This window comes from Candidatus Bathyarchaeia archaeon (genome assembly GCA_041447175.1).
Classification (GTDB): Archaea; Thermoproteota; Bathyarchaeia; order Bathyarchaeales; family Bathycorpusculaceae; genus JADGNF01.
The window spans coordinates 198458-223286 of the sequence record CP166960.1; the positions used below are offsets into that span (position 1 = coordinate 198458).

Below are 24829 nucleotides of genomic sequence, written 5' to 3' on the forward strand. Positions count from 1 at the left end.
CATGACAAATAAAAAACCCCCCAAAGTCCTCGCACTGATGTTTCTTTTCTCCCTCTTGTTAGGTTTGTTTTTTGTAGGTTCTGTCCAAGCCAACTTTATGCCGATGCTGACCCCTACCCCCGCAGTAGTCATCGCGGATAACGGCGACATTTCTCCCGCGTCTTCTCCCATAACTCGAAATGGCAACGTTTACAGCTTAACAGGTGACCTTGTGGGGTACACTTTGGCTATCGAATGCGATGGCATTGTCCTTGACGGCGCAGGCTACAGCATTAGGGGCATCAACAACACTGCGGGGATTTTTATGCAAGAAGCCAACGACGTAACCCTGCAGAACCTAAACATTAGCGGCTTCACCAATGGCATCTTGGCTACTTGGCTGTATTATGGGCATTCTTCCGAGAACAGCAACACCATCATCAACTGCAGCTTCTCAAACAACACTTACGGCATCTACCTTAACGACTTCTCAACGGGCAACACGTTAACTGGAAACACTGCAACCAACAACACTTACGGTATCTGCTTGAGTTCCTGCAGTAATAACATACTTAGAAGCAACCAGATGGCTAACAACACCTACAACTTCTTTGTTTACGGCTCCTCTGGGAGTGGCAGCCTAAACGACGTCGACCAGTCCAACACGGTGGACGGTAAACCCATAATATACTGGGTAAACCAGCAGGGCAAAGAGGTCCCTGCAAACGCTGGTTACATTGCACTGGTTGGCTGCAAAGACCTCACTGTACAAGGCTTTAACCTGAAAGGTAATGGGCAAGCCATGCTTTTGGTTGAGGTTACAAACGTCACGGTCATTCACAATTCCATCGAGGGTAACGGGAACGGCATTTGGCTGTTAAACTCCCACAATAACACCATCGCCGAAAACACCTTTTCCCACAATGTGCATAATGCGCTTTACATTTCATCTTCAAACAACAACACCCTGAAACAAAACACGTTTCTAAACAATGGCCTTGAAGGAACGCAGTCATCGCAGGTTTTGGGCAGCGACGGACGCGCCGCCATTCGCCTTTCAATCTCCTCAAACAACCTCATCACCCAGAACACGTTGATAGGCAACGGTGAAGGCATTGACCTTCGAAGCTGCAGCTCCAACCTGATGTGCCAAAACAACCTTACCGCCACCAGCGGCGTAGGCATTGGCTTTTTTGAATGCTCCCTTAACAATGTAACCCAGAACCGAATCACCCAAAGCACTGATTGGGCAATCCGACTTTGGTACCATACAACCCAAAACGTCGTCAACGCCAACTACGTCGCCAACAACAGTAACGGTATCCTGCTCGATGAAGCCGAATACAACCACATCATACAAAACACCATCACAAACAACACGGGCTGGGGGATTCAGCTGAAAAGCGCCAGCGACACCTCAATGACTGCCTCAAACAACACCATAACCCACAATAACTTTGTCGGAAACCAACAAGAACACGGGTTGGATGTTTCTATACCTGGAATTTGGGTGTGGCATGGTGGCAACGTGGCAGGGGTCGGCAACTTTTGGGATGACGGCAAAGAAGGCAACTACTGGGGCGACTACCAAACCCGCTACCCCAACGTGTCCGAGGTGCCTGGGGCAGGCATCTGGGATGTCCCGTGGGAAATAAACGAAAACAACATCGACCACTGCCCCTTGACTTCTCCGTACACAGTTGGGTTGCCAATAAACTTCACCACACCCTCACCCAACCCAACGGCTACCCCAACACCAGACGTGTCCCAATCGCCAAAACCCACGGTTACCCTGCTGACCCCAGAAAACAAAACCTACCCCCAAAGCACCGTGGAGTTTTCTTTTGTTGTGGAGCAGCCTGTTCCGTGGATAGGCTACAGTTTAGATGGGCAAGCAAACGCGACGATTAACGGCAACGCCAGCCTCGTAGGCTTAACTGCGGGCGCACACAGTTTGGTGATTTACGTCCAGTCTTTAGATGGCGCCGTCGGAGGCTCTTCCGTGGTTAACTTTGCTGTTCAAGCGCCCGAAGCGGCGCAGACTGTTTTTCCTTGGGCAATCGCTGTGGGCGCGGTTTTGTTTGCAGTTGCGTTGTCGGCGGTTGGTTTGGTGTGGGTGAGTAAACGCAGAGGGACTGGCGGAGGGGCTGGTTGGTTTGTCAAGAAACTTTGACGTGCCGTTCTTTTTTCTGTACGGTTTTGGTCAAAGAACCTTTACAAAAACCCATTTAACTCCACATCGTTCGTTCTATGGTGAGGCTTCAGCATGAAAAAACTTGCCCCCACATTTGCCCTTCTGTCTCTCCTTCTACTTCCCTTGTTGCTTCTTGGCACCGCTGGTTTGGCGGGTGCGCGTCCTGAAGAAACAAACTTCATCCAAGCCGACGGCTCCGTCTCGGGAACAGCCAACATCCAGCGCAACGGCGATGTTTACACTTTTACGGGGAACATAACGGGCTCGTTGACCGTTGAGAGAGACAACGTTGTGGTTGATGGTGTAGGATACACGCTGGAAGGCGGAAACCGCGGTGTCGTCATCGCAGGCAGGCAGAATGTGACTGTGAAAAACGTGGTGGTGCTGCTTGAAGGCGGCTACGTAGTCGATGTGGGGGAAGCTCAAGACTGTGCCCTCATAAATAACACGTTAATTGGGACGCCTGAACCTCTTGTTATTCCAGGGTTTGAGGACATGCCTTCCACTCCCCTGCTGGGTCCCATAGCCGTTAACTTTCTGCATTCCCAAAACATATCTGTGGTAAACAACACGATGGTGAACTTTTTCTACGCCCTCTCACTTGAATGGTCGTATGGCAACACCATCGTCGGCAACAACTTGGTTGATGGTGTTTTAGGCATAACCATTCAGAACTCGACGGGCTGCGTTTTCAGGGACAACCACCTGAGCAATTGCACCTTCTCGACCTACACCTATCCCCTGTACCAGTACAATAACGATTTAGATTCGTCAAACACCGTGGACGGCAAACCGATTATCTACTGGCTTAACGAAAAAGACAAAATGGTGCCCTCGGATGCGGCGTACGTTGCGCTGGTAAACTGCACAGGCATAACTGTGCAGAACTGCAATCCCACAGGCATCGCGCTGGTTTCAACCTCAAATAGCACAGTCGCCGACGTGACCATGACGGGGCGCCGCGGCGACGGCATCAAACTGCTCGACTGCACGGGCATAACCATCGTTGGCTGCAACCTTACGGACGGCGCCATAGCAATAGGCATCGAAAACTCCAGCAACAACACCATACGCGACAACGAAATCTCCACCCAGTTAACCCGCGGCATTAACCTTGGCAACGCGAGCAACAACTTAATCGTGGGCAACCTCCTATTCAACAACAGCTACGCCCTTGCACCCTCCCAAGACGCCGTCTCGACGGGCAACGTGGTCGCGTCAAACAACTTTACAAATAACGGTTTTGCAGTTACCGTACGGGGTAACATGCAACTTGTCAACAACACGTTTATGGGTAACGAGCAGGCGGTTCTGTGTTACAGCGGCTCCAACAACATCACAGGCAACACGTTCACAGGCAACGGGCGAGGCGTCATTTTGCAGTCCACCGGCAATACCCTAAGGAGCAACTCTTTCGTAGGCAATAACGAAAGCTTGCCCATTAACAGCGCAAACTTTGACAACAACGTCGACCTCACCAACACGCTAAACGGCAAGCCTATGTGCTACTGGGTCAACCAGCACAACCAAACCGTGCCCCCCGACGCAGGCTTCTTGGCGCTTGTGAACTGCTCCGGCATCACTGCACAAGGACTCACACTCAACAACCAGTCAAACGGTGTCCTGCTTGCCTTCACCTCCGACTCCAACATCACAGGCAACGTCATCGCCGGTAACACAAACGGCATCTACCTCTACGGCGCCCCAAACAACACTTTCATAGGCAACAACGTCACGGACAACGGTTACGCGGTTTACGTAAGCGGCGGATTCATTTCCTTCCTCGGATACCCACCCATAACCTACACGCCATCCTCAGGCAACCTGTTCCTCCAAAACAACTTTGTAAACAACAGCCAGACGCTCTACGATTTAGCAGGTGCCTACCAAGTTAACTCGCCCCCATCCGAGAACATCTGGGACAACGGCACCGTGGGCAACTACTGGAGCACCTACTCAGGCTCAGACGAGAACGGTGACGGCGTGGGCGACAGCGGGTTTGTGGTTTACGCCAAAAACACCGACAACCACCCCCTCATGCAAGCCGTAACGGTGGAAACGATTCCCGAATTTCCAGCGTGGGCGATTCTGCCCCTGTTTGGCGCGGTAGCTTTAAGCGTTTTGGCGTTCAAGAAACGTTCCCTGTCTAAACTTAACGGAGGCACACAGCAATGAAGAAGCCCCGAATCGCCTTCATACTCATTTTGGCTTTGTTTTCCAGCTTACTTCTGCTTCCCGCGGTAGCAAACGCCCAGACCGCTTTGCCGACCCCCATTTACATACGCAGTGATGGAACCGTCGAAGGTGCAGGCTCCATCCTTCGTGACGGCGACCTTTACACTTTCACCGCAGATGTGGCTGGCTCCTTTGTGATTGAAAAAAGTAACGTGGTCATTGACGGCGGCGGATTTACACTTCGGGCAGACGCTGACGGCTTCACAATCGAAGACCAAACAAACGTTACAATACGCGACCTTTCAGTGAATGCCGATTCTGGAACTGGCATGCTGATTAACCGCGTCTCAGGCTTCAGGGCGCAAAGCGTGATTCTTTATGGGGAGAGGGCTGGCATCCGCGCCCGTAACCTAACAGATAGCGTAATTGTGGCCTGCAGAATCGAAGCAAACGTTGAATACGCCTTGGCGCTGGCGTTCTCCCCCGACAACACCGTAGTTAATAACACCATCATAAGTCACATGATAGATGCGGTGAACTGCGGTTACTCCTCAAACGTCCTCTGTGGCGGCAACACTATAATCTATGAGCCCTCCCAGTTCCCGCTGGCCGCTGGCATCCAGTTTGATGGCTCCACCAACTGCGTCATTACCGAAAATCACATCCGCGGATTCCCCATGGCAGGCATCAACCTGCAAGGCTACTCCAACAACAACACCATATCACAAAACGACGTGATGAACTGCAGCGACGGCATCCGCCTCAGCATAGGCAGTGACCAAAACAACCTGACCAGTAACTACGTGGGAAACTGTAGCGGTGCAGGCATAAGCCTTGACTCATCGCAGGGCAACCTGTTGCGGCGCAATCAACTCAACAGTAATGGTCAGAATCTGGAGGTGAGCTCTTACACGGCGGCGGGATGGATAAACGACATAGATGACTCCAACTGGGTGGACCTAAAGCCCGTGGTTTACTGGGTCAACGAGCAGGGCAAAACGGTGCCTTCCTACGCTGGCTGCATTTTCCTTGTGAACTGCACAAACATGACGATTGAAAACCAGGCTTTCACGGGCGGAGGCGATGCGGTTTTGATGGTTTACACAACAAACTCCACAATCACTAGCAACTTTGCTTCAGAAAACTCCACCATCCGCCTCTACGAATCCTCCGAAAACTGCATCACGGCAAACGTTTTTGCAAACAACAATGTGGGTTTACGGTTGGAGGCTTCTTGCTTTAACAACCTAATCAGCGGCAACAACTTCACCGCCAACAACAACGGCATTTCGCTTTCCAGCAGCTCAAGCAACACCATAACCCAGAACAACTTTACAGACAACCAAAACGCCCTCTTCTTTGCAAGCGCCAGCAGCAACAACATTTACCTCAACAACTTCCAAAACAACACGCAGCAAGTTTACGACAATGGCATGAGTAACCCCTACGCCACCGTCACAACCGCCCTTAACAACAAACTCGCCGTCGGGGCAGTCCAAACGCTCTCCAGCGTCGTCGTGGAACCCGCCAACTTTATCGGTCCTCCACCCCTGTCCGAGAACAACTGGGACGAAGGCAAAACCGGCAACTTCTGGAGCAACTACAACGGCACCGACCAAAACGGCGACGGCATAGGCGACACTGCGTTTTACCTGTATGGAAACAACCAAGACAACCACCCCCTGATGGTGCCTTACAGTATTGGGACGACTACGCCCTCCCCAAGTTCGTCAACAACACCTTCTTCTTCGCCTTCCCCAAGCCCATCCCAGAGCCCGCAGCCTTCCCCTTCCGTCCCAGAATTTCCAGTTTTACCCCTCCTCGTGCTGTTCATCGGAGCAGTTTGCGTCTCGTTTATTGTGAAACTGAGAGGTAAAACCAGATGAAGCGTTCGTAAGCAACATAGCCGCTCCTGCGCAGTTGTATCCTTTGCCAGCTTTGCATCTGCGAATTAGAGTTGGAGTGGCTGTGCTGTTTTTTAAAAAGAAGTTTGCGCTGATTAAGCGTTAACTTGCGCGGGAATGTTTGAGGTTAAACTTCTTGGTGGGCACTTTAATCAGCCCTGCTTTTCTCAAGAAAGCCAAAACTGCCAACGCGATGACTATGATGCCGAGGGACTGTGTGATTGAGGTGACGTTTATGCCAACGGGCGACAAGCCAAGGAACAATCCAGATATGCCTGCGATGCTGAAACTTAGCGCCACAGACAGGACGGTTTTTTCTCCAAAATCCAGTTTGCGTTCTTGAAACAGGAAACTGGTGAGGCAGTATCCGGGTACGAAGGCGACGAAGGTGAATCCGAAAAAGGTTCTAATCCCTGAAAATGTGGAGTCGCTGGGGATAAAGTAGACGCATAACAACGTTAAGGCTGTGTAAACGACGACGATTCCAAACCAAGTGGCTGGCTTCACCGTTTTAGCCTGCTAAAGTTTTAAAAAAATGAAAGAGGGTGGGTTTAAAGGAACAGTTTGAAGATTGGGTGCTCTTCGTTTAGTGGCCTTGTTTCGAGGTCTGCAGCTGCGGATGCAATGTAGGTGTCGACGACTGCGACTGCGGGGAACACGTATTCAGCTTGCTCAGCTGGGCCAATCATAAGCCAGTTGGCGCCCATGGTTTGCATGATAGCGTTGGTTGCTGTGCGGCAGCCATAGCGGAATTCTTTAGCGACGTGCGCCTTGACCCATCCCATAGTGGTGACGACGTTTCCGCTGCCTAAGCCCACTGGGTGACCATACTTCTCTTTCATGATGGGTATGGTTCTGACTGCTGTGCCCATGTCTGGTGCAAACGCAGGTATAGCGGTGTCAATTAGCGGTTGAGTGATTCCGCCTTTTTCTGCCAGCGCTAATGCTTCTTCGATGACTGTCATTTTGCCTTCTAGACTGTTGTCTTTTGGGTTGTCGGCAAGCACAATGGACATTTTGATGCCGCTTTCCTTGAGGGTTTCCAACTCAGCGTCGGTCACGCCTTTATAGACTGAGTTGTAGAAGCATCTGTTCTGTAGACCCATTTCTTTTGCCATTTTGGCTGCTGCCATACGAGTCTTGGGGCTCATTGCGTCAAGCATGATTGGGAAGTCGCCGTGTTTCGCGACGAAGTCAATGTATTTGCTGAATGCTTCTTCAGTTGTCCCGACAACGTCCAAAGCAAAATTTACGCCAGTTTGGTCACTTTGGGTCTGCATTGTGTTGATGATTTTCTCGGCTTCTGCAGCGTCAAAAATTCCCTTGTTTGCGTCTTGAACCATCTTCTGACCTAGCCAGAAAATTGAGCCAATCAGGAAAGTTGGCAGTTCACCTGGTTGACCGCCCACTTTAACGTTTGCGATTTCGTACACTTTTTGTTCAGTGTTGAATCTCTTCATACTGCGTCATATCCCGGTGAAAGTTTATGCGAGTGCTTTCTTTGCGATTTCTGGGGCTTCTTCTTTGTTTTTGCCGAAGAGTGCGCCGATTGCGTCTGCATCTTCTTTCTTAACGGCTGCTCCGCCCATGATGATTTTGACGCTGAGACCTGCAGCTTTGATTGCATCCATAAGTTTTGGAAGCTGGTTCTTTGCGGGTACAGTGTTAACAGAAAGTGCGAGAAGAGTTGCGTTGTTTTCTTTTATTTTCTGAACAAACGCATCAATTGGGGCGCTTTTGCCTACATCGATTGTTTTGAATCCTGCCCGTTTGAGTGACTTGCGGACTGCTTCTTTTGCTGTGTCGTGCATGTCGGGTTCAATGTTGCCGATAACGACAGTTGCGATTGGATTGGTTGGTTCTGGAGGTTCCTTTTCCATCATAGATTTAAGCCATGACATTTCAAACACACCTGATTTAAGATTTTAAGGTTTGTTTTACTGTCGGGTTTTATATTGGAATAGATATTTAAACTTTGACATCACTACCCATTGCTTAAACGAACGGAAACGCGATGGTCTAGGAAGGCAACCGAATGTTCAAAACGCCCAGAAATTACCTATTGTTGGTTCTAGTTCTGGTTTTCTCTTTTATTTATCGTGTTGTTTTGATGTTGCGTCAAACTTTTCCGCCTGGCGCCGACATTGGGCTTCACAACAGCATTGTTTACTCAATAACGCAGTCAGGCAGCACAAACTTTCTTTACAACTCCTACCATATGGGTGGTGGTTCCTCAGTTACTTTTCCAGGCTACCACATCTTTGTTTCCTACATAGTGCTGCTCACAGGTATGCCTGACTTTGTTGCACATGCCTTAGTGGTTTCCCTTTTTTCTTCCCTGATTGTTTTGGTTGCTTTCTTGATTACCCGCAAAATCTGGAATGTACCCGCCGCATTGATTGTGGCTTTTCTGGTTGCGGTCTCCCGTTTTGACATAGAAATGCTGATGTGGGGCGGCTACCCAAACGTAGTAACTTTGATGCTTATCCCTTTGGTTTTCTTTTTGTTTTTAGAGATGGACCGCTTTTCTATGGCGCCCTTCTTGGCAATCACTTCCCTGCTTTGTGGTGCCATATTTCTTACGCATTCGCTGAGTTCAGTGATTTTTATTGCAATAACATTTGCAGCAGTGTTTTTCGGTCTACTATTGTCGCGACGAATCGGCGAAAAACGCACCAACTTCATCGCGTGGCTTATGCCGGTGTTTTTAGGTGCCTTGTTCATTGCTCCTTTCTTGATTGAAGTTGCACCCGCGTACTTGGGTGCGGACGCCGCAGCCTTCACAGGGGGCACCGCAGATATTCGGCAAGCGTTAATTTCCACAAAGATTCTGCCCTTGGAAATTGTGGTGCCACTTTTTGTGTTTGTTTCGCTTTTCTTTTTGTTCTCCAAATACTACATGGGCAAATACTTGACTATGCCCACTATTCTGCTGGTTTTGTGGTGGCTAATTCCCGCTTGCCTTACTCAAGGGTACTTGGTGGGTTTATACACTGACTACAACCGTTTCCTGTACTTTGTCCTCTTCCCCGTTATAATGATGATTGGCCTGGGGCTCTATCACAGCGCACGGTTCTTTGCCCAAGCAACCCACTGGCTAATCTCCGCAGTCAAAGAGCTCCCCCAAGTCCGACTAAGCAACAGCAAAACCCTGCGACGCCTAATGCCTAAACTTGAACGCGGCAACTTCCTGCTATTGTTCATGCTCGTTTTCCTGCTGGTCGCCTTCTTAGCCGTACCCCTGTTTGCCACCCCCTCCGAAGGCATAACCGTGCAAAGTTACTACCAACTCATGAACCAACCCAAATACGACGCCATTCAATGGTCAAAAAACAACACCCCCACAAATGCCCTCTTCCTCACCGACGCCCAATACGGCTGGTGGTTTGGAGGCTTTGCCCAACGCCCCACCATAAGCGCCGTGGAACCCCAATACCTAACAAACAGCCGAGAGGTTGAACCCGCCAAAGTCGCCAGCGCCGTTTTAGACACTGACTTCCTTGTGGATAACGGCTTAATTCAGGTCCGAGAAGACGGCGGATACATCTCCCGCCACAACCCCGTGTTCTTGGCGAAACTCAACAACTCCTACTTCCCCTACGGCTTCTTCAACTTCAACAACAATGAAATCACCCTAACCTACCGCGACGCCGACAACAAAGTTTACATAACCGACCTCTCAACAGCCCCTGTGACTGACCAGCATCTGGAAAACGGCAGCGACTACGCCACCATATCCGTGACGCACGCCACCGCCGACTTCAACTTTACTCAGCAAACCACCATTTACCAAGGCAAAAACTTTGCAAACATGAACATATCACTCGCAGCTGTCAACCCCGACGTAACCTTTGACTCCCTTCGCCTGCTTTTGCACACCAAAGGCATTTGTGTGCAAGGCCAAAACCAAAGTAGCCTCGCGTTTTTTGATACTAACATGAAGGTTGCGGGGCAACTCATCTTTACGGACGGCCAACCTGCAACAAAAATTTTCACTATGGAGAACCCTAGCAGTCTTGAAATGGTCTACAACCTTAACGGCAACAGTCAGGGAGAAGTCGGTTTATACGCGGGTGTTTACCAGTACGCCGAAAACCCCGACCCCCACCTCTCCGCCGCAGATCAGACTGCGTATTATCAGGAGATGGTTGTGAACCACACCCAAACCTACCAAGACACGCTGTCCGATGCCCCCATAGAAGCCGTTGAGTACCGCCAAGCCTTAGCCCAGCAAAACATCTCCTACGTGGCAGTTCGCGACTCTGAACAATGGCCCCGCTTCGCCAAAGACCCCGCATTTAGCCTCGTCTTTATTAACAATGAGGTTGCCATATTCCAAGTGCACACAACAACATAGTAAAGTCAAGATGGGGACCACACTGGTTGGTTGGCTTGGGCACAAAACAAAAAAACTTAGAAGTAATCTTCACAGGCGTCTTTTCGGTGCTGGTCTTCGTACTGTTCTACTTCTTTGTGGGCGCCAACGGCTTAGTCTTGGGCAACGACCCCGCCGTGCACTTAGAAACCGCCAAGTACTTCCTATCCACCGGAAGCCTGCCTCTGACCAGTATTCTTTGGCTGCCCCCATTGTATCATCTTGCGCTCTCCACTTTCATCTCCTTCACCGGCGCCGTAACCGTGGACCAACAGCTTTTCGTCATAAAAGCCATAACCGCCCTCATGGACTGGCTGCTGGTCTTCTCCGTTTACCAGTTGGCAGCCAAATTCTTCAACAAAACCACTGGCGTCATCGCCGCTTCCCTGCTACTGCTTTGTTTCCCCCTTTACGAGCTCAACAGTTGGGGCGGCTACACCAGCATCCTTAGCTTGGCGTTCATGGCGTTGCTGTTTGTGTATTTAGCGTTGCCTTTGAAGAGTACGGCAAACGCGGTTGTGGCGTTTATTTTGGCGTTCTCAGTGGTGCTGTCCCATCAGCTTGCCACCTTCATCTCCGTGTTTATCTTGGCGCCTTTCCTTGTTGTGGTGCTGGTGAAGTCCCGCGGCAACTACTCCAAAGCCCTTATCGCAGCCGTCATAGGCGGCGGAATCGCTTTTGGCATCTACTACCTGCAGCCCATATTGCCCTACCTTGGCGATTTGGTGGAAATTGTGTTTTTCCAAATCCAATCCTACGCCTTCCAAATCCCTGCTGTTAGCTTCAACTCCTTCATGACCTATTTTGGTTTCATCGTGTTTTTCGCCTTCGGCGGGCTTGTTGTGGCGTATTTTAAGCTTAAAGCTAAGCGGCTGCTGGTCTTCTACTTGCTGCTGGTGTTGGCTTTTTTGATTCCCGTGGGCTTTTCGCAGTCGTACCTTGTGGGCATTTATTTGCCGTTTCAATGGTTTGTCTATTACATGCTGCCTGCGTTGGTGGTTTTGGCGGCGGTTACCTTCACTTTCCTGATGGATACGGCATTTGCGGCTTACTTCAATAACCGCGCTGGGTGGCGTCGGCGTGCCCTCAAAATTCTCAGCGTAGCCTTGGCGGCGGCGTTGGTGGCGGTGATGGTTTTGCATTTTGGCACGGTTAGCGGCAAGCTGGAGGAGGACGTTGTGTTTTACTCTACCTCGGACATGAACGCTTATCAGGCAGGCGGGTGGATACGGGAAAACTACCCTGATACGTCGGCGCAGGTTGTTGTTTCCAAGGAGCCTGGGCATTGGTTCTGGGTTTATTCAGGGTTGAATGTGACGGCGGAAACCGACCCCATCATTGATTGGAACACCAACGCCGAATGCGTACTGGACTTATCCTACGAGTTCACAAACCCGTTGACCATGACGCGGGTTTACACTGCCAAAACCGACATCTCGGACGAAAACTTTGTGCAGTTGAACATGGTTTGGCACCGCATCACCCAAACGCCCCTGGAGAACTCTTACCTTAGTTACCGCGACCAAAACGGAACCCTCCATGAATACACGTTGGGCAGCCTCAACCGCGCCATCTCCATGGACACCGTGCATTCGCCCCGTCGCATAAGCGTGGAGTACACCGCGCAGGATTTCCTGTTGACCCAAAATTTCCTCATGGAAAATAACTCGTACCCCGTGACGGTAACGTGGGAGTTGACGGCGTTAAATGACAACCTCAACTACGTCACCTTCTACCTAAGCCAATACTTTGACCCCACCATGTCTTTCACACAAGCCAACATCGCGGGTGCCTTGGAGTGGGAGAGCCCGCTGGATAACCCCACCAAAGTGGCGCCTAACCAGTGGGCAGTCACCAGCTTCACTCGCGAAAACCTGCAGCAAAACAGTTGCATCGACTTCTATGACCCCGACAACCAAACCGCCTACGCCGTCCGCTTCCTTGACTTGCCCGACTCAGGCAACGTGGGTGCCCTGTGGAACCGCAACGTCGACGCCCTACGCTGGCAGTACACCATGTTTAAAGTGGAAGCCAACTACACCATTTCACTTAGCTACCAGACACTGGCGTTTTCGCTCACGAGTTACCCTGCAATAAAAGACCCTCACGCCATGGATTCCCTGTTCACTCAAACCGTGGAGCCTTTCGAGGTGCAATGCCGCAACTTTGCCTCCATCATCCGCGACAACTACGTCGGCTTCATAGTCTACGACACAACCCGCTTTGACCCCAAAATTTTGGGTTCGGGGTGGGTGCAGCTGGTTTACTCCAACGACAAGTATTATGTGCTCAAAATAAAATCGGACCACCCCTACGCAAACGTGCTGGAGCCTGTTGGGTAAGGAAAATCTGCGTTTGCGGCGTTTGTTGGCTGAGTTTGATGCGTGTACGTATTGGGGAACAGTAAATCATAAAAGCAGCCACACTTCAATCTTGAAAGGCACAGGACAGTCAAGCTATGCCTACCCGCGGACTATATGTTGGACGATTTCAGCCTTTCCATATAGGTCACCTCGAAGCCATTAAACGGATTTTGGACGAAGTGGAGGAACTGGTCATAGTCATCGGCAGCGCCCAGTACAGCCACACCAAAGAAAACCCCTTCACCTCAGGCGAGCGGCTTGTCATGATACGCAGCGCCTTGGAGGGTGCAAAAGTGGATTTTAGCCGCGTCTGGGTGGTTCCCGTTCCAGACGTGCACCTACACATGATGTGGGTCTCCGCCGTCGAAGGCTACACGCCCAGCTTCGAAATCGTCTACAGCAACGAGCCCCTCACTAAACGGCTGTTTATGGAGGCAGGCTACAAAATCAAAAACATCCCCTTCATAGAGCGGCAACTTTACTCTTCAACCATGGTTAGGGAAAAGATGCTGCAAGGCGAAAGCTGGGCTGCACTGGTTCCCAAAGCCGTTGCCGCTCTCGTTGCGGAAATTGACGGCGTCAACCGACTCCGCGACCTCAACCAAACCGACAAGCCCGCCGCTGCGGAAGAGCCATGAAAGTCCTTGTGGTTCTCGCGCATCCTGACCCCGGCAGTTTTAATGCGGCTATTGCGAGAACAGCCGTCAACACCCTTACGCAGTTAGGGCACACAGTGGTTTTCCATGACCTTCACGCCGAAGGCTTTAACCCCCTTATAGAAACCCAAGAAATCCCCTCCGAAGCCCACCTAGAACCAGAAATTCAGCAGCACTGCAACGAGTTAGCGTCCGCCGACGGCATCGTGGTTGTGCATCCGAATTGGTGGGGGCAACCGCCTGCAGTTCTCAAAGGCTGGATTGACCGCGTTTTCCGTGAAGAGGTGGCGTACCGTTTCGTGGAGGGCGACGGCGGTGAAGGTGTGCCTGTGGGGTTGCTGAAAGCGAAAAAGGCTGTGGTTTTTAACACTTCAAACACCGCATCCGAGCGGGAGCAGCGTGTATTTGGCGACCCGTTGGAGACTCTTTGGAAAACCTGCATTTTCGACTTGTGCGGCGTCAAAGAGTTCCACCGCCATGTGTTCAGGGTGGTTATAACCAGTACCCAAACCCAACGCAGAACGTGGCTACAAGAAGTCACAGACATAATTAAAAAAGACTTTCCGCAACAAACCACACAGCAATCAACTCAACCTGACAATTAAGTAAGCTGTCCTTTACACGAAACGTAATTGAAGATAAAGCAAAAAAAGAGCCTGAAAAAGGGGGCTATTACGGTTCGTCTTCTTGCTTTTGCGGTGCCACTGGGGGCGTTTCGCTCATTTCTTGGCTGCTTGGCGGCTGAGTTGCGGCTGGGCTGTGCATTTCGCTGGGGACTCGTGTTCTGTATTCTCTTCCCATCTGCATCGCCAATGTGTCCGTTAGCACTTTTCGAGCGGCGGGAAAAACGTCACTTTCCTCTACGTTGATGTGGTGGTTCACAACGTCGTAGAGCAAGGAGACTTTTGCCATCCAACGCTCATCCGCCGCTGCATTGTTAATGTCTTTTATTGCCATCCGCGCAAAGTTGTGTTCTTCGCGGGATTTCACGGCGTAGGCGCGGGTGCTGTTGTTCTCTTCAAGCTTGGGGTATAGCAGTGCTTCCTCGCCTTTCATGTGAATCTCCAAGGCAGTTGCGGTTTGTGAGAAAACGTCCTGCATTATGCGTCCGCTGCCCAAGATTTCTTGGAGGCTTGCTTTGATTTGGCGGTGCTCCGCTCTGAGCATGTCATATATGCTGCCTTCTGGGGGCCCTCTGCCGAAAGCCGACCTTAACTGTTCCAAAATTTCACCTCCTTAAAAGCCTGTAGGGAGTTTGGCTCGGTGAGAATGTTAATCTAACTGGCTTAACGCTTGATGTTCTTATATGGATTTGTGGTTGCAACCTGAACGACCTTGGTTTTAGTATATAAGACACTTTTGGTGTTACACTTTTTGGGCGTCTTGTCTGCCTGCAGCTGAAGGTATAAATCTCAGTTATACTTTTGTATAACTTGTGGTGAGACTTTGCTTGAAGAGGAAATGAAAGTTGGACCAAAAGGGCAAGTGGTTATCCCTCGCGCGATGCGAAAAGCCCTAAAAATCGAACCCGGCTCTAAAGTTCTAATCAAGATGGACGATGACAAGCTCATTTTGGAGAAGCCCGATTTTGATGCCGTTGCCGTGTTCGAACGCATAGCCAAGGAAATTCACTGCAATACCAAAATAGATCCTCACGCATATGAAGAAGAACTTGAAGAGAGATACAAACGTGCTCTATCTGGACGCTAACGTGTTCATCTTTGCAGCTATAAATACAGAGGAGCTTGGAGAACAGGCGAGGTCTCTCTTAAGTAGAATTCAGCGTGGGGAAGAAAAAGCGGGAACCTCGGCATTGACTTTCGATGAAGTATTTTGGGTTATAAAAAAGCATAATTCAGACCTGGCTTTTGAAGCCTGCCATGCCCTTCTAAATTTTCCGAACTTGGAAATAATTGCAGCTAACAAGGAGTTGGCGTCTTCAGCTTTGCAGCTAATCCGAGACTGCCAGCTTCGCCCAAGGGACGCCTTACATGCAGCGACAGCTATCGCGGAGAAAGCTGACTACATTGTGTCTGAAGACCCCGACTTTGATAGGATAACCCAGCTAAAACGAAAAACGTTAGACACGAACCAAAATTCACCTGGCTAATCGATAGTTCTATTTTTCAAACTCGGTTACCCTACCCGGCTTTCTTGTCTTTTGTTGCCTCTTTTGAAAGTATTTTTCGTCCATTTTTTCCTTGCGGGCTGTGGTTGGTTAAGTTGTAGACATGTTTGTTTTGGTGGTCATTAGCTTATTAGCTTATAGCGGGCGGTTCCTTTTTGGTAGGTGAGTTTCTAATGCTGTTATTGGGGCGCTGAGTGTCAGGAGGAAAAGCGCTGTTTTGTAGGCTTTTCAGGGAAGGTGTCTCCCACAACTTGCAGACTGCGAACCTATTTGGATGCTATTAGTAATTGTATGCAGAAAACCGGGGAGGGGGGGGTCGAAGCAAAAAAGCCGAAAACCAACAGTCCACGTGAACCTATTTGCCGCCTAATATTGATTCATTGCACAAACCTATAGAGGGTAGGTCGAAGCCTCAAACTGGGAAAGTGTAGAGGGGGATAGGGGTAGGTCAAAACGTAGCCTACCTACCTCCAGCAAACCCTGCCCAAAAATCCGCCAAACCCAAACCAAAAAGCCGAACCCGCCACATTCAGCAAAGCATCGCCCTCAAATCCGAAATTTGCGTTGGTGAGCATAGCAGATATTAAGGAGTGCTACGTTAGGTTTTGCGTCATAGAGTTGAAGAGTCATGGCAGAAAGACAAGCAACTTCCCTTTCACTGGTTACCTGCACCAGCTGCGGAAAACCCATCGCCCCCGGCAGCGAAGCCACAAAGTTTCCATGCCCAAACTGCGGCGAAATCCAAATCAAACGCGACGGCAAATGCCGCAAATTCGGCAGACCCTACAAATGCCCCAAATGCGGCTTCACAGGACCCTAAGAGGCAAAGTATATGGGCAGCGTAATTGTAACCTACAAAATCTTCCCCGAAGACATCGTCAAAGACTTCACCCCCCTCAAAAACGAAATCCAAACCCGCACCCCCGAATACGCAGAAATCACCGGCTACGGCGAAGAACCAATCGCCTTCGGCTTAGTTGCCTTACTGGTGCAGCTAAAATTTCCTGAAGACCAACAAGGCATCGTCGACGAGCTCGAAACCAAACTCGCCGACATCCCTGGCATAAGCCAAGTTCAAACATTAATGGTGCGCAGAAGCAGCCGATAACCTTCTGCACAACACCAGACAATATTTTTTTCCACGCTCAAACCTTTATATAGTTTACAAAACCATCATTCAAACATCAATCACACTTACAGGAGCAAATTCTAAATGAGCGATACACACGAAGTTCAACTCCGCGCAGGCGACGCCCGACAACGCGACGTCGGCAGAGGCATCGCCCGCATTGACCAAAGAACCATGCAGAAACTTAACATAAGCGCTGGCGACGTTATTGAAATCATTGCAAAAAGAACAACCAGCGCCATCGCGTGGCCCGCCTACAGCGAAGACCAAAACCGCGACATCATCCGCATCGACGGTTTCACCCGCAAAAACGCTGGCGTCGCCATCAACGAATACGTCATTGTCCGCCCAGCCAAAGTCAAAACCGCGTTAAGCATCACTTTGGCGCCGGTGGATATGCGCCTTAATGTGGATGAAGATTTCACAAATTTTGTTAAAAACCGCCTCATGGAACGCACCCTCGTGGAGGGTGACACCACGCTGGTGATGATGTTGGGGCACGCAATTCCCTTCACCGTCAGCAAAACCCGCCCCCACGGCATCGTCAAAGTCACCGCTGAATCCCGCTTAACCATCCTAAATGAGCCCGCGCCTGAAGCTAAAGGGCTTCCCCGCACCACCTATGAGGACATCGGTGGCTTGCACGACGAGATTCAACGCGTTCGCGAAATGGTAGAATTGCCGCTTCGGCATCCTGAACTGTTCCAGCGACTGGGCATTGAACCCCCAAAAGGTGTGCTGCTTCATGGTCCGCCTGGCTGTGGCAAGACGTTGCTGGCTCGTGCGGTTGCCAACGAATCTGAAGCCAACTTTTACAGCATCAACGGTCCCGAAATCATGAGTAAATTCTACGGGGAATCTGAAGCGCGGCTGCGGGAGATTTTCCAGCAGGCTCAGCAAAACGCGCCCAGCATCATATTCATTGACGAGTTGGATGCCATTGCGCCTAAGCGTGAGGAAGTCACGGGTGAAGTGGAGCGTCGTGTGGTTGCGCAGTTGCTTGCTTTGATGGATGGGCTCTCGGGCAGAGGCAACGTCATTGTCATTGGTGCCACGAACCGTCCCAGCGCGTTGGATCAGGCGTTGCGTCGTCCTGGCAGGTTTGACCGCGAAATTGAGATTGGGGTGCCTGACAAGAAGGGTCGTTATGAGGTTTTGCAGATTCACACGCGGGGTATGCCTTTGGTGCCTTGTGTTGAGGGTGCCACGGGTGAGGAGGCTTCTAAGGGTGTGGATTTGAATCGTTTAGCGGAGATGACTCATGGTTACACGGGCGCTGACTTGTCGGCTTTAAGTCGGGAAACTGCCATGAAGGCGCTGCGTCGGTATTTGCCTCAGATTAACTTGGAAGAAGAGCGGATTCCGCCCGCCGTGCTCGAAAAGATGGAGGTTCAAATGGATGACTTCATCAACGCCTACAAAGAAGTCACCCCAACCGCGATGCGCGAGGTCTACATTGAGGTTGCGACTGTGCATTGGGGCGACATCGGCGGTTTGGAAGAAGTTAAACAGCACCTGAAGGAGTCAGTTGAGTGGCCCATCAAGTCGCCTGAAATCTTTGAGCGGTTAGGCATTAAGCCGCCAAAGGGCATTTTGCTGTATGGTCCGCCTGGTTGTGGCAAGACGTTGCTGGCTCGTGCGGTTGCCACCGAGTCTGAGGCTAACTTCATATCCATCAAGGGTCCTGAAGTGTTTAGCAAATGGGTGGGTGAATCCGAGAAAGCTATCCGTGAGGTTTTCCGCAAGGCAAGGATGGCTGCTCCTGCCGTGGTTTTCTTTGATGAGATGGATTCGCTTACGCCTCAGCGGGGCGGAACCAGCGACAGTGGCGTTTCAGAACGCGTTATCAGCCAGTTGCTAACCGAGATGGATGGCATCTTGTCTTTGCAGGATATTGTGGTTGTTGCGGCGACGAACCGCCCGAACCTTATTGACCCTGCGATTTTGCGTCCTGGCAGGTTTGACCGTTTGATTTATGTGCCTGAGCCGGATGAGCAGAGCCGCCTGCAGATTCTTAAGCTCTACAGCGCGAACATGCCCTTGGCTAAAGACGTGGACTTAAACCAAGTGGCTTTGCAGGCCAAGTTCTATTCTGGCGCTGACCTTGAGAACATTTGCCGTGAAGCTGCCATGCATGCACTGCGGCGAGACGTGAATTCGCGTGAAGTGACGATGCAGGACTTCTTGGACGCCATCAAAGAGGTTGGTCCCTCGGTCTCTCCTGACATGGAGAAATGGTACAAGAGCTTCATGAAGCAGGTCCGCCAAGTACAAAAACCATCCACACCAATCGCTTAGGAGGGAAAAAATAGAGTGCCATTGCCAACCAAAACTTGGAAAACCCGCCCCGCATACTTTGTGCTGCTAGAGACGCTGCGCAAGAAGGGCGATTTACCTGAAAACGACCTTTTCAACGCGTTGCAAGACGAGTTTGACGATTTAGGCTACAAGGACTTCATAGACTTGCTGCTTAGGCTTGAGGTTGCGGGGAAAATCCGCACCACCTCACTGTCGCGTGGAAAAAAACGCGTCGAACTAGTCCAATAGCGTGTGTGAACACTTTGAAGACTGTGCGGGACGCCATCGTTATCGGTGGTGGACCAGCAGGCTCTTTTTCTGCATATGAACTCGCCAAACGCGGTTTAGATGTAGCGGTTTTCGAGGAGCACTCCACAATAGGGCTTCCGTCGCATTGCGCGGGGCACTTGAGCATCCGCAGCTTGCGAGGGTTGGGTTTGTTTCCGCTTCCTCAAGGCGTTTTGGAGAACACGTTTTCGGCGGCTAACTTTTACTCACCCAACGGCACCAAATTCAGCGTCCACCTCTCCCAGCCCGTAACTTGCGCGGTTAATCGGGCGCGGTTTGACCAGTTGTTGGCGGAGAAGGCACAGCGTGCAGGGGCAGAGTTCCACTTGGATACACGGGTTGAGTCGCTTGCCTTGCGGGACGGTTTTGTGGAAGGCGTGAGCCTCACCAAAACGCGTGAGCAGGTTTCTGCACGGTTGGTTGTGGATGCGGAGGGGGTTTCTTCGCGGTTGCTGCGTCAGGCGGGTTTGCAGGCGCTTAACGGCAAAGAACTTGCTTACGCGGTGGAAGCCGAAGTTGAAGGTGTCTGCGATGTGGAGGAGCATGCGGTTGAGGTTTACGTGGGCAAGGATTTTGCGCCAAACTTTTACGGCTGGCTCATCCCCCGACCAGACGGAACCGCAAAAGTCGGGCTCGCAACCTGCAGGGGCAACCCCAAACAATACTTTGAACGGCTACAGCGCAAGCACCCCATTGCATCAAGGCAGCTAAAAACGGCTAAAATCAAAAGCATGGCATACCACGCCATCACACTGGGCGGACCCCTCCCACGCGCCTACACCAACGGATTCTTGGCAGTCGGCGACTGCGCCTCACAAGTTAAACCCACCACAGGCGGAGGCGTAATCTTCAGCCTAACCTGCGCAAAAATCGCCGCCCAAGTTGCCCAAGAAGCCCTCCAAAAAGGCGACCCATCCGCAGAAGCCCTACAACCCTACCAGAAGCGCCTTGATGCTGCGTTGGGCTTTGATGTTTCTGTCATGAAGCGGGCAAGAAAAGCCGTTTACACTTTTTCCGACGCGAAACTTGACCGCGCTTTTGGGTTCGTGCAGCGGGTCGGCTTGGGAAAGGCACTGCGGGATATAGACGAAATCGATTTTCAAGGGCGTATGTTTTTTTCTATGCTCACAAAGCCTGCTGCTTACGCTTCGTTGGCTTATTTATTGACGTTGTCTCTGCCCCTTTGAGCGTTGTGGCTTTTGGCTTTAAGGCTTCAAAAACTCTGTCTGCTTTCTCAAAAATTTCTATCTGCTTAAGGCTCAGAGGCTGCGCTAATCTGTAGGCAAATATTTTGCCACTCCTGCCTTTCAAAACTGGCAAATTTTCAGGAAGCATATGAAATCCCGTTAGTGCTATACCGCAGAGTAGTACTCAAGTTATACTTAAGGCTTGCAAAAATCTCCTGTCACCCGTGATAGGTACCCTACCTCTGACCTACCCCTATCCCCTCTCACTTTCCCCGTTTATGCTTCGACCTACCCCTCTATAGGTACTGCATCGATTTACTATTAGGATACTAATAGGCACAAAATAGCTTCTCTTTTTCCTGTTTCGTCTGACTTCTTTGTCGTAAGGTTGCTTGGTTTTACTAACATGCATTACCTGTTGGCTGACCGTTTTTTTATAGTAATAAACTAAAACGGTTTTTTAAGTCCTGCGCGCGCTATATTATATATAACGCGCGGTAAGCCCATTTTTTTTCTGTAAATGCTTGATTAGATTGTACATGAAGTTACCTATTGATAAAAATGCAGCAATTGCTGAAAGTACGTCGTAAATCAGCTCTGTCACTTAATAGGTCCCTGTATTATTAATTATATTTACGTCTTTAAGTGTTGTCAAAAGATTGAATATAAAAAACGTTATGGTTTCCCTGATTTCCCAATGGAAATAATGAAAGTGAACACCAATAGCTATTAAACTCAGGTTTCTTGCTTTTTGAGGTAAAACGCATCGCTCTTTAACATCATGTCTTTTATTCTCACAACGGTGATGATGAACATGCCTATAAAGACACAAAAAGCCGCAACCAAATTGTCATATTAAACATATCCATAACCCAAGACGACACACATTATCAGAGTAAAGAACAACAAGACAACATACAATATGGACAAATTGTTGTACTGACTTCTTGCGTTTTTATCCCGAATGGTATCTTGAAAGTGCTTCAGAGCAAAAAAGGCTAATCCAACAAGAATGCTGGTTGCGGTTACAAGTCCATTGACAATTGTTGGGCTATATTCTGGTTTGAGGATAGGCTATGTGGCAAAAGAACCTACAATGCAACAAGAACAACCACAGTGAAGAAGACGTTACAAATTCGCCTTACTTTCCTCGTTGCATTTGCCCTTTCTTCTTCATCGTCCATAGTTTTTATTGACTGATGTTTTGTTTTAAAGGTTTTACATTGTTGCTTTACACAGTATCAAGCTTGTGGTTTTTCTTTAAAAAACACTATTTTGTCCACTCTTCTAAATCGAATTTGACTAATTTACTCTCATACCAATGGTCAACAGCATCTTTGAAGAAGCCCTTTACCTCTATTATACCTGAGTATCCCTCTTTTTTTAATTCTTGAGCAAGCTCCTTTACCTCGCGCCAGTCGAAAATGTCTTTTCCTTCTGTAAGTTCAATCGGAAAAGGAAAGTAACTCTGGCGTACAAAATGCAAAATTTTGTTGTTTGGAAGAATTAGCCCTCTTGAACTCATCGTGACTGTTTTGCTACCTGTATTTTTAGCAGATAAAATAAACATAGCTTCTAATGGTCTACCTTGGTCAACGAATCCAAAAGATAGAGTAACTTTAACTTCTCTCTTGTGTTCCTTCTTTTGGCTAATGATTGTGAATGTGGAGAGTACCGCACCGTACAAAGCGATTAGCAAAGTAGTAAGTACGTCCCATCCGCCGAAATCCACGTTAATCCCTTCCAGATGAGGCTATTTACTGCCAAGCCGTTTTAAGTTTTTTTGCATCTCTTCTGTTAATAAAAAATTTAAAGTAAAAAATCGCTATAACAAAATTGAGTGTGGTAAAATGGTTCGCATATTCATTTCTCATAGTAGTAAAGATAAATGGCTTATTGACCCGATTGTGGCTAATTTGAAACTTATTTCCGTCGCAGAAAAAGGCGTTCGGGTTTCAACAGTGGTTGAGTACATAACAGTTTACGTAAACTTTGATCCTCTCGATTCTAAAACTCTGGATGAAATGATTCAGAAAGTCACGAGTAATGCTGTATTTATAAAGGAAAATAGCGCCAAAACGAAAGCGGCTTTAGCAATGGTTCTGTTGCTTTTTTGTGGTTTCCTTTTGTTGGCGTCTGGGGGTTCAAAATAGTGGGCAATGGGGTTTTTCTCCATGGAAAAGTCTACACACCACCCACAGCTCTCACTGTTTTTGTCTGCAAATGCTTAAAGCATGCACTTTACAATTTTGTTAGCGGTTAGTGAGTTTGATTTGGTATGCGTGAGTTTGCTTACAAGCAGGTGTTGGTTTTCCGCAAAGACCTCCAGCTTAGCAAAGGTAAAGTTGCTGCTCAGGCGGGGCATGCGGCGGTTTCTGCGGCTCAGGAGGCTCATATTCATCATAGGGCGTGGTGGGATGCGTGGATGTTTGAGGGGCAACGCAAAATCGCCGTCAAAGTCCCCACCGAAAAGGAACTGCACGAGCTGGAGGAAGCCGCCGAAGACCTCGGTTTGCCCCACGCGCTCATCGTGGATGCGGGGTTGACAGAGATTCCTGAGGGCACGGTGACTTGTCTGGGGATTGGTCCCGCCCCCGCCGACAGGATGGACCGCTTGACAGGAAAACTCCAGTTGTTGTAGAGGGGTTAATTTGGGGGTTCCTGAGCTTGAACGCCAAATGGGCATCAGCGCCTACCTCACCACGACAGCGGGGTTTGGTGGAGCAATCAGGGGAACAGTGGAGGATTTTGTGGTCGAAGAAACCCTCGTCGACGGCTCCACCGCAACCACAACCCAAACCGCAGCGACAAAACCTGCACTGGGAGCAACCGCGGAACGCCGAACCTACCTGCTTTGCGTGCTGGTCAAACGTAACTGGGACACTTTTATCGCCCTCAAAAACATCGCCCGCGAACTCGGCGTCGAACCCGCAAAAATCCAAATCGCAGGCATCAAAGACGCCAAAGCCGTCACCGCGCAGTACATAACCCTCAAAGGCGTCACCGCCCAGCAAGCCGCAGATGTCCAAGTCAAAGACATGCAGCTTCGCCCCTTAGGTTACTTTCGCGAGGCACTCTGCCCGTTTTACCTGTTGGGCAACAACTTTAAAATCGCCATCTCAAACATCCAAGCCGACGAGGCGGAGGTGGAGCAGCAAACCGCACAGGTCGCGGAGCAAGTTGCCGCGGCGGGGGGTATCCCAAACTTTTTTGGGCACCAACGCTTCGGAACCACCCGCGTCATCACCCACCTGGTCGGCAAAGCCATGGTTAACGGCGACTTCGCGGGGGCGGCTATGGTTTTTCTGGGCAACCCCAGCCCAAACGAGCACCCCCAATCCCAGAAAGCCCGCGCAGAACTCCAAGAAAGCGGAGACTTCAAACAGGCACTCGCAGAGTTCCCCGTACAACTGCGGTTTGAACGCGTCATGCTAAGACACCTCGCCGAAGACCCCGCGGATTTTGCGGGCGCCTTCCGACGGCTCCCCCTCAAACTGCGCACCCTGTTTGTGCAGGCATGGCAATCCTACCTGTTCAACCGCTTCCTGAGCGCGCGGCTCAACAGCGGACTCGGATTGGGCACGGCGGAGGCGGGGGACTTTGTGGTGGGTGTGGAACGCTCAGGACTCCCCCTCACACGCACAGGCAAATTTGTCGCGGAAGCAAACGTTGCGGAGGTCAATCGCCAAATTGCGGCAGGCAAACTTCGCGTCGCCCTACCCATCTTTGGTTCAAGGCAGCGGCTCTCCGAGGGCAAGACGGGGGAGATGCAGCGGCAAATTCTCCAAGAAGAAGGCGTGACCGACAGGGGCTTTTGGGTTCGCGAGCTGCCCGAAGTCAACTCCAAAGGCGAATTACGCGCGGCAGTCTGCCCCGTGTGCGGCTTCACCGCAGACAAAGCAGCCCCAGACCTTGGCGGGTTACGGTTGCCGCTGCAGTTTCGGCTGCTCCGAGGCGCCTACGCCACCGTACTCCTACGCGAACTCATAAAACCCAAAGACCTCATAGCCGCAGGATTCTAACGTGCCCAAAACGGTGGTGAGGTTTACTGGGGCTCCAGATGGAATCTAGGAGAGAAGGAGAAAACGAAACCCAACGAGCAAAGTTGGAAATCATCTCCGGAGTCCACTCAGCCCTCACCATTTCACTTCTT

The 24829-nt window shown here is 50.2% G+C and carries 22 protein-coding genes; 17 read left to right on the top strand and 5 right to left on the bottom strand.

Annotation, left to right across the window (positions count from 1 at the left end; all coding sequences use genetic code 11):
- Position 1: 1 nt before the first annotated feature.
- The 3 genes from ACBZ72_01105 to ACBZ72_01115 all read left to right on the top strand — a co-directional run bounded on the left by ACBZ72_01105 (position 2) and on the right by ACBZ72_01115 (position 6234).
- A complete protein-coding gene (locus tag ACBZ72_01105) occupies positions 2 to 2152 on the top strand; it encodes a nitrous oxide reductase family maturation protein NosD (protein XES77488.1) in 2151 nt (716 codons plus the stop codon).
- Positions 2153 to 2245: 93 nt separating this feature from the next.
- Positions 2246 to 4348: a NosD domain-containing protein gene (locus ACBZ72_01110; protein ID XES77489.1), complete on the top strand. Its 2103-nt coding sequence runs from the start codon at positions 2246 to 2248 to the stop codon at positions 4346 to 4348.
- A complete protein-coding gene (locus ACBZ72_01115; GenBank protein ID XES77490.1) occupies positions 4345 to 6234 on the top strand; it encodes a NosD domain-containing protein in 1890 nt (629 codons plus the stop codon). The genes ACBZ72_01110 and ACBZ72_01115 overlap by 4 nt, the downstream gene beginning before the upstream one ends.
- 120 nt (positions 6235 to 6354) lie before the next feature.
- Here the strand turns inward: ACBZ72_01115 and ACBZ72_01120 are convergent, their stop codons facing one another.
- The 3 genes from ACBZ72_01120 to ACBZ72_01130 are packed head-to-tail and all read right to left on the bottom strand — an operon-like array spanning position 6355 to position 8153.
- Positions 6355 to 6759, bottom strand: a complete 405-nt coding sequence (locus ACBZ72_01120; protein ID XES77491.1) for a DUF1616 domain-containing protein — start codon at positions 6757 to 6759, stop codon at positions 6355 to 6357.
- Between the two features lie 44 nt (positions 6760 to 6803).
- A complete protein-coding gene (gene mtrH, locus ACBZ72_01125) occupies positions 6804 to 7712 on the bottom strand; it encodes a tetrahydromethanopterin S-methyltransferase subunit H (GenBank protein XES77492.1) in 909 nt (302 codons plus the stop codon).
- 24 nt (positions 7713 to 7736) lie between these two features.
- Positions 7737 to 8153 (bottom strand): B12-binding domain-containing protein, encoded by a 417-nt coding sequence (locus ACBZ72_01130; GenBank protein XES77493.1) that lies wholly within the window; start codon positions 8151 to 8153, stop codon positions 7737 to 7739.
- Between the two features lie 209 nt (positions 8154 to 8362).
- Here ACBZ72_01130 and ACBZ72_01135 point away from each other — a divergent pair, with 209 nt between their 5' ends.
- The 4 genes from ACBZ72_01135 (at position 8363) to ACBZ72_01150 (ending at position 14251) form a co-directional block, all read left to right on the top strand.
- Positions 8363 to 10609: a hypothetical protein gene (locus ACBZ72_01135; GenBank protein ID XES77494.1), complete on the top strand. Its 2247-nt coding sequence runs from the start codon at positions 8363 to 8365 to the stop codon at positions 10607 to 10609.
- Positions 10610 to 10644: 35 nt separating this feature from the next.
- Positions 10645 to 12969 carry an ArnT family glycosyltransferase gene (locus ACBZ72_01140; protein ID XES77495.1) on the top strand — a complete coding sequence of 775 codons (2325 nt, stop codon included), beginning with the start codon at positions 10645 to 10647 and terminating at the stop codon, positions 12967 to 12969.
- Positions 12970 to 13085: 116 nt separating this feature from the next.
- Entirely contained in the window at positions 13086 to 13628 is a 543-nt protein-coding gene (locus tag ACBZ72_01145) for a nicotinamide-nucleotide adenylyltransferase (protein XES77496.1), read from the top strand.
- Positions 13625 to 14251, top strand: coding sequence for an NAD(P)H-dependent oxidoreductase (locus ACBZ72_01150; GenBank protein ID XES77497.1), 627 nt, complete (start codon positions 13625 to 13627; stop codon positions 14249 to 14251). Before ACBZ72_01145 ends, ACBZ72_01150 begins: the two co-directional genes overlap by 4 nt.
- A 67-nt stretch (positions 14252 to 14318) precedes the next feature.
- On the opposite strand, the gene ACBZ72_01155 is transcribed toward ACBZ72_01150, so the two are convergent.
- Entirely contained in the window at positions 14319 to 14870 is a 552-nt protein-coding gene (locus ACBZ72_01155; protein XES77498.1) for a hemerythrin domain-containing protein, read from the bottom strand.
- A 222-nt stretch (positions 14871 to 15092) separates the two neighbouring features.
- On the opposite strand from ACBZ72_01155, the gene ACBZ72_01160 reads away from it, so the two are divergent.
- From ACBZ72_01160 to ACBZ72_01190, 7 genes are all read left to right on the top strand, one after another.
- The gene (locus ACBZ72_01160; protein ID XES77499.1) at positions 15093 to 15356 is read left to right on the top strand and encodes an AbrB/MazE/SpoVT family DNA-binding domain-containing protein; all 264 of its coding nucleotides are present in this window, start codon (positions 15093 to 15095) and stop codon (positions 15354 to 15356) included.
- On the top strand, positions 15319 to 15756 hold the full coding sequence (locus ACBZ72_01165; protein XES77500.1) for a type II toxin-antitoxin system VapC family toxin: 438 nt from the start codon (positions 15319 to 15321) through the stop codon (positions 15754 to 15756). The genes ACBZ72_01160 and ACBZ72_01165 overlap by 38 nt, the downstream gene beginning before the upstream one ends.
- 646 nt (positions 15757 to 16402) lie before the next feature.
- Positions 16403 to 16594 carry a zinc finger domain-containing protein gene (locus ACBZ72_01170; GenBank protein XES77501.1) on the top strand — a complete coding sequence of 64 codons (192 nt, stop codon included), beginning with the start codon at positions 16403 to 16405 and terminating at the stop codon, positions 16592 to 16594.
- Positions 16595 to 16606: 12 nt separating this feature from the next.
- Complete coding sequence (locus ACBZ72_01175) at positions 16607 to 16882, top strand: elongation factor 1-beta (GenBank protein ID XES77502.1); 276 nt, start codon at positions 16607 to 16609, stop codon at positions 16880 to 16882.
- 105 nt (positions 16883 to 16987) lie between these two features.
- Positions 16988 to 19201 carry a CDC48 family AAA ATPase gene (locus tag ACBZ72_01180; protein ID XES77503.1) on the top strand — a complete coding sequence of 738 codons (2214 nt, stop codon included), beginning with the start codon at positions 16988 to 16990 and terminating at the stop codon, positions 19199 to 19201.
- A 15-nt stretch (positions 19202 to 19216) separates the two neighbouring features.
- Positions 19217 to 19450 (top strand): hypothetical protein, encoded by a 234-nt coding sequence (locus tag ACBZ72_01185; GenBank protein XES77504.1) that lies wholly within the window; start codon positions 19217 to 19219, stop codon positions 19448 to 19450.
- Positions 19451 to 19473: 23 nt separating this feature from the next.
- Positions 19474 to 20676: an NAD(P)/FAD-dependent oxidoreductase gene (locus ACBZ72_01190; GenBank protein ID XES78708.1), complete on the top strand. Its 1203-nt coding sequence runs from the start codon at positions 19474 to 19476 to the stop codon at positions 20674 to 20676.
- A 1270-nt stretch (positions 20677 to 21946) separates the two neighbouring features.
- Here the strand turns inward: ACBZ72_01190 and ACBZ72_01195 are convergent.
- A complete protein-coding gene (locus tag ACBZ72_01195) occupies positions 21947 to 22408 on the bottom strand; it encodes a hypothetical protein (protein ID XES77505.1) in 462 nt (153 codons plus the stop codon).
- Positions 22409 to 22526: 118 nt separating this feature from the next.
- Between ACBZ72_01195 and ACBZ72_01200 the strand changes: the two genes are divergently transcribed.
- From ACBZ72_01200 to truD, 3 genes are all read left to right on the top strand, one after another.
- Positions 22527 to 22829 (top strand): hypothetical protein, encoded by a 303-nt coding sequence (locus tag ACBZ72_01200; protein ID XES77506.1) that lies wholly within the window; start codon positions 22527 to 22529, stop codon positions 22827 to 22829.
- A 125-nt stretch (positions 22830 to 22954) separates the two neighbouring features.
- Positions 22955 to 23317: a peptidyl-tRNA hydrolase Pth2 gene (gene pth2 / locus ACBZ72_01205; protein XES77507.1), complete on the top strand. Its 363-nt coding sequence runs from the start codon at positions 22955 to 22957 to the stop codon at positions 23315 to 23317.
- Positions 23318 to 23327: 10 nt separating this feature from the next.
- Positions 23328 to 24698: a tRNA pseudouridine(13) synthase TruD gene (gene truD, locus ACBZ72_01210; protein XES77508.1), complete on the top strand. Its 1371-nt coding sequence runs from the start codon at positions 23328 to 23330 to the stop codon at positions 24696 to 24698.
- Positions 24699 to 24829: the final 131 nt, after the last annotated feature.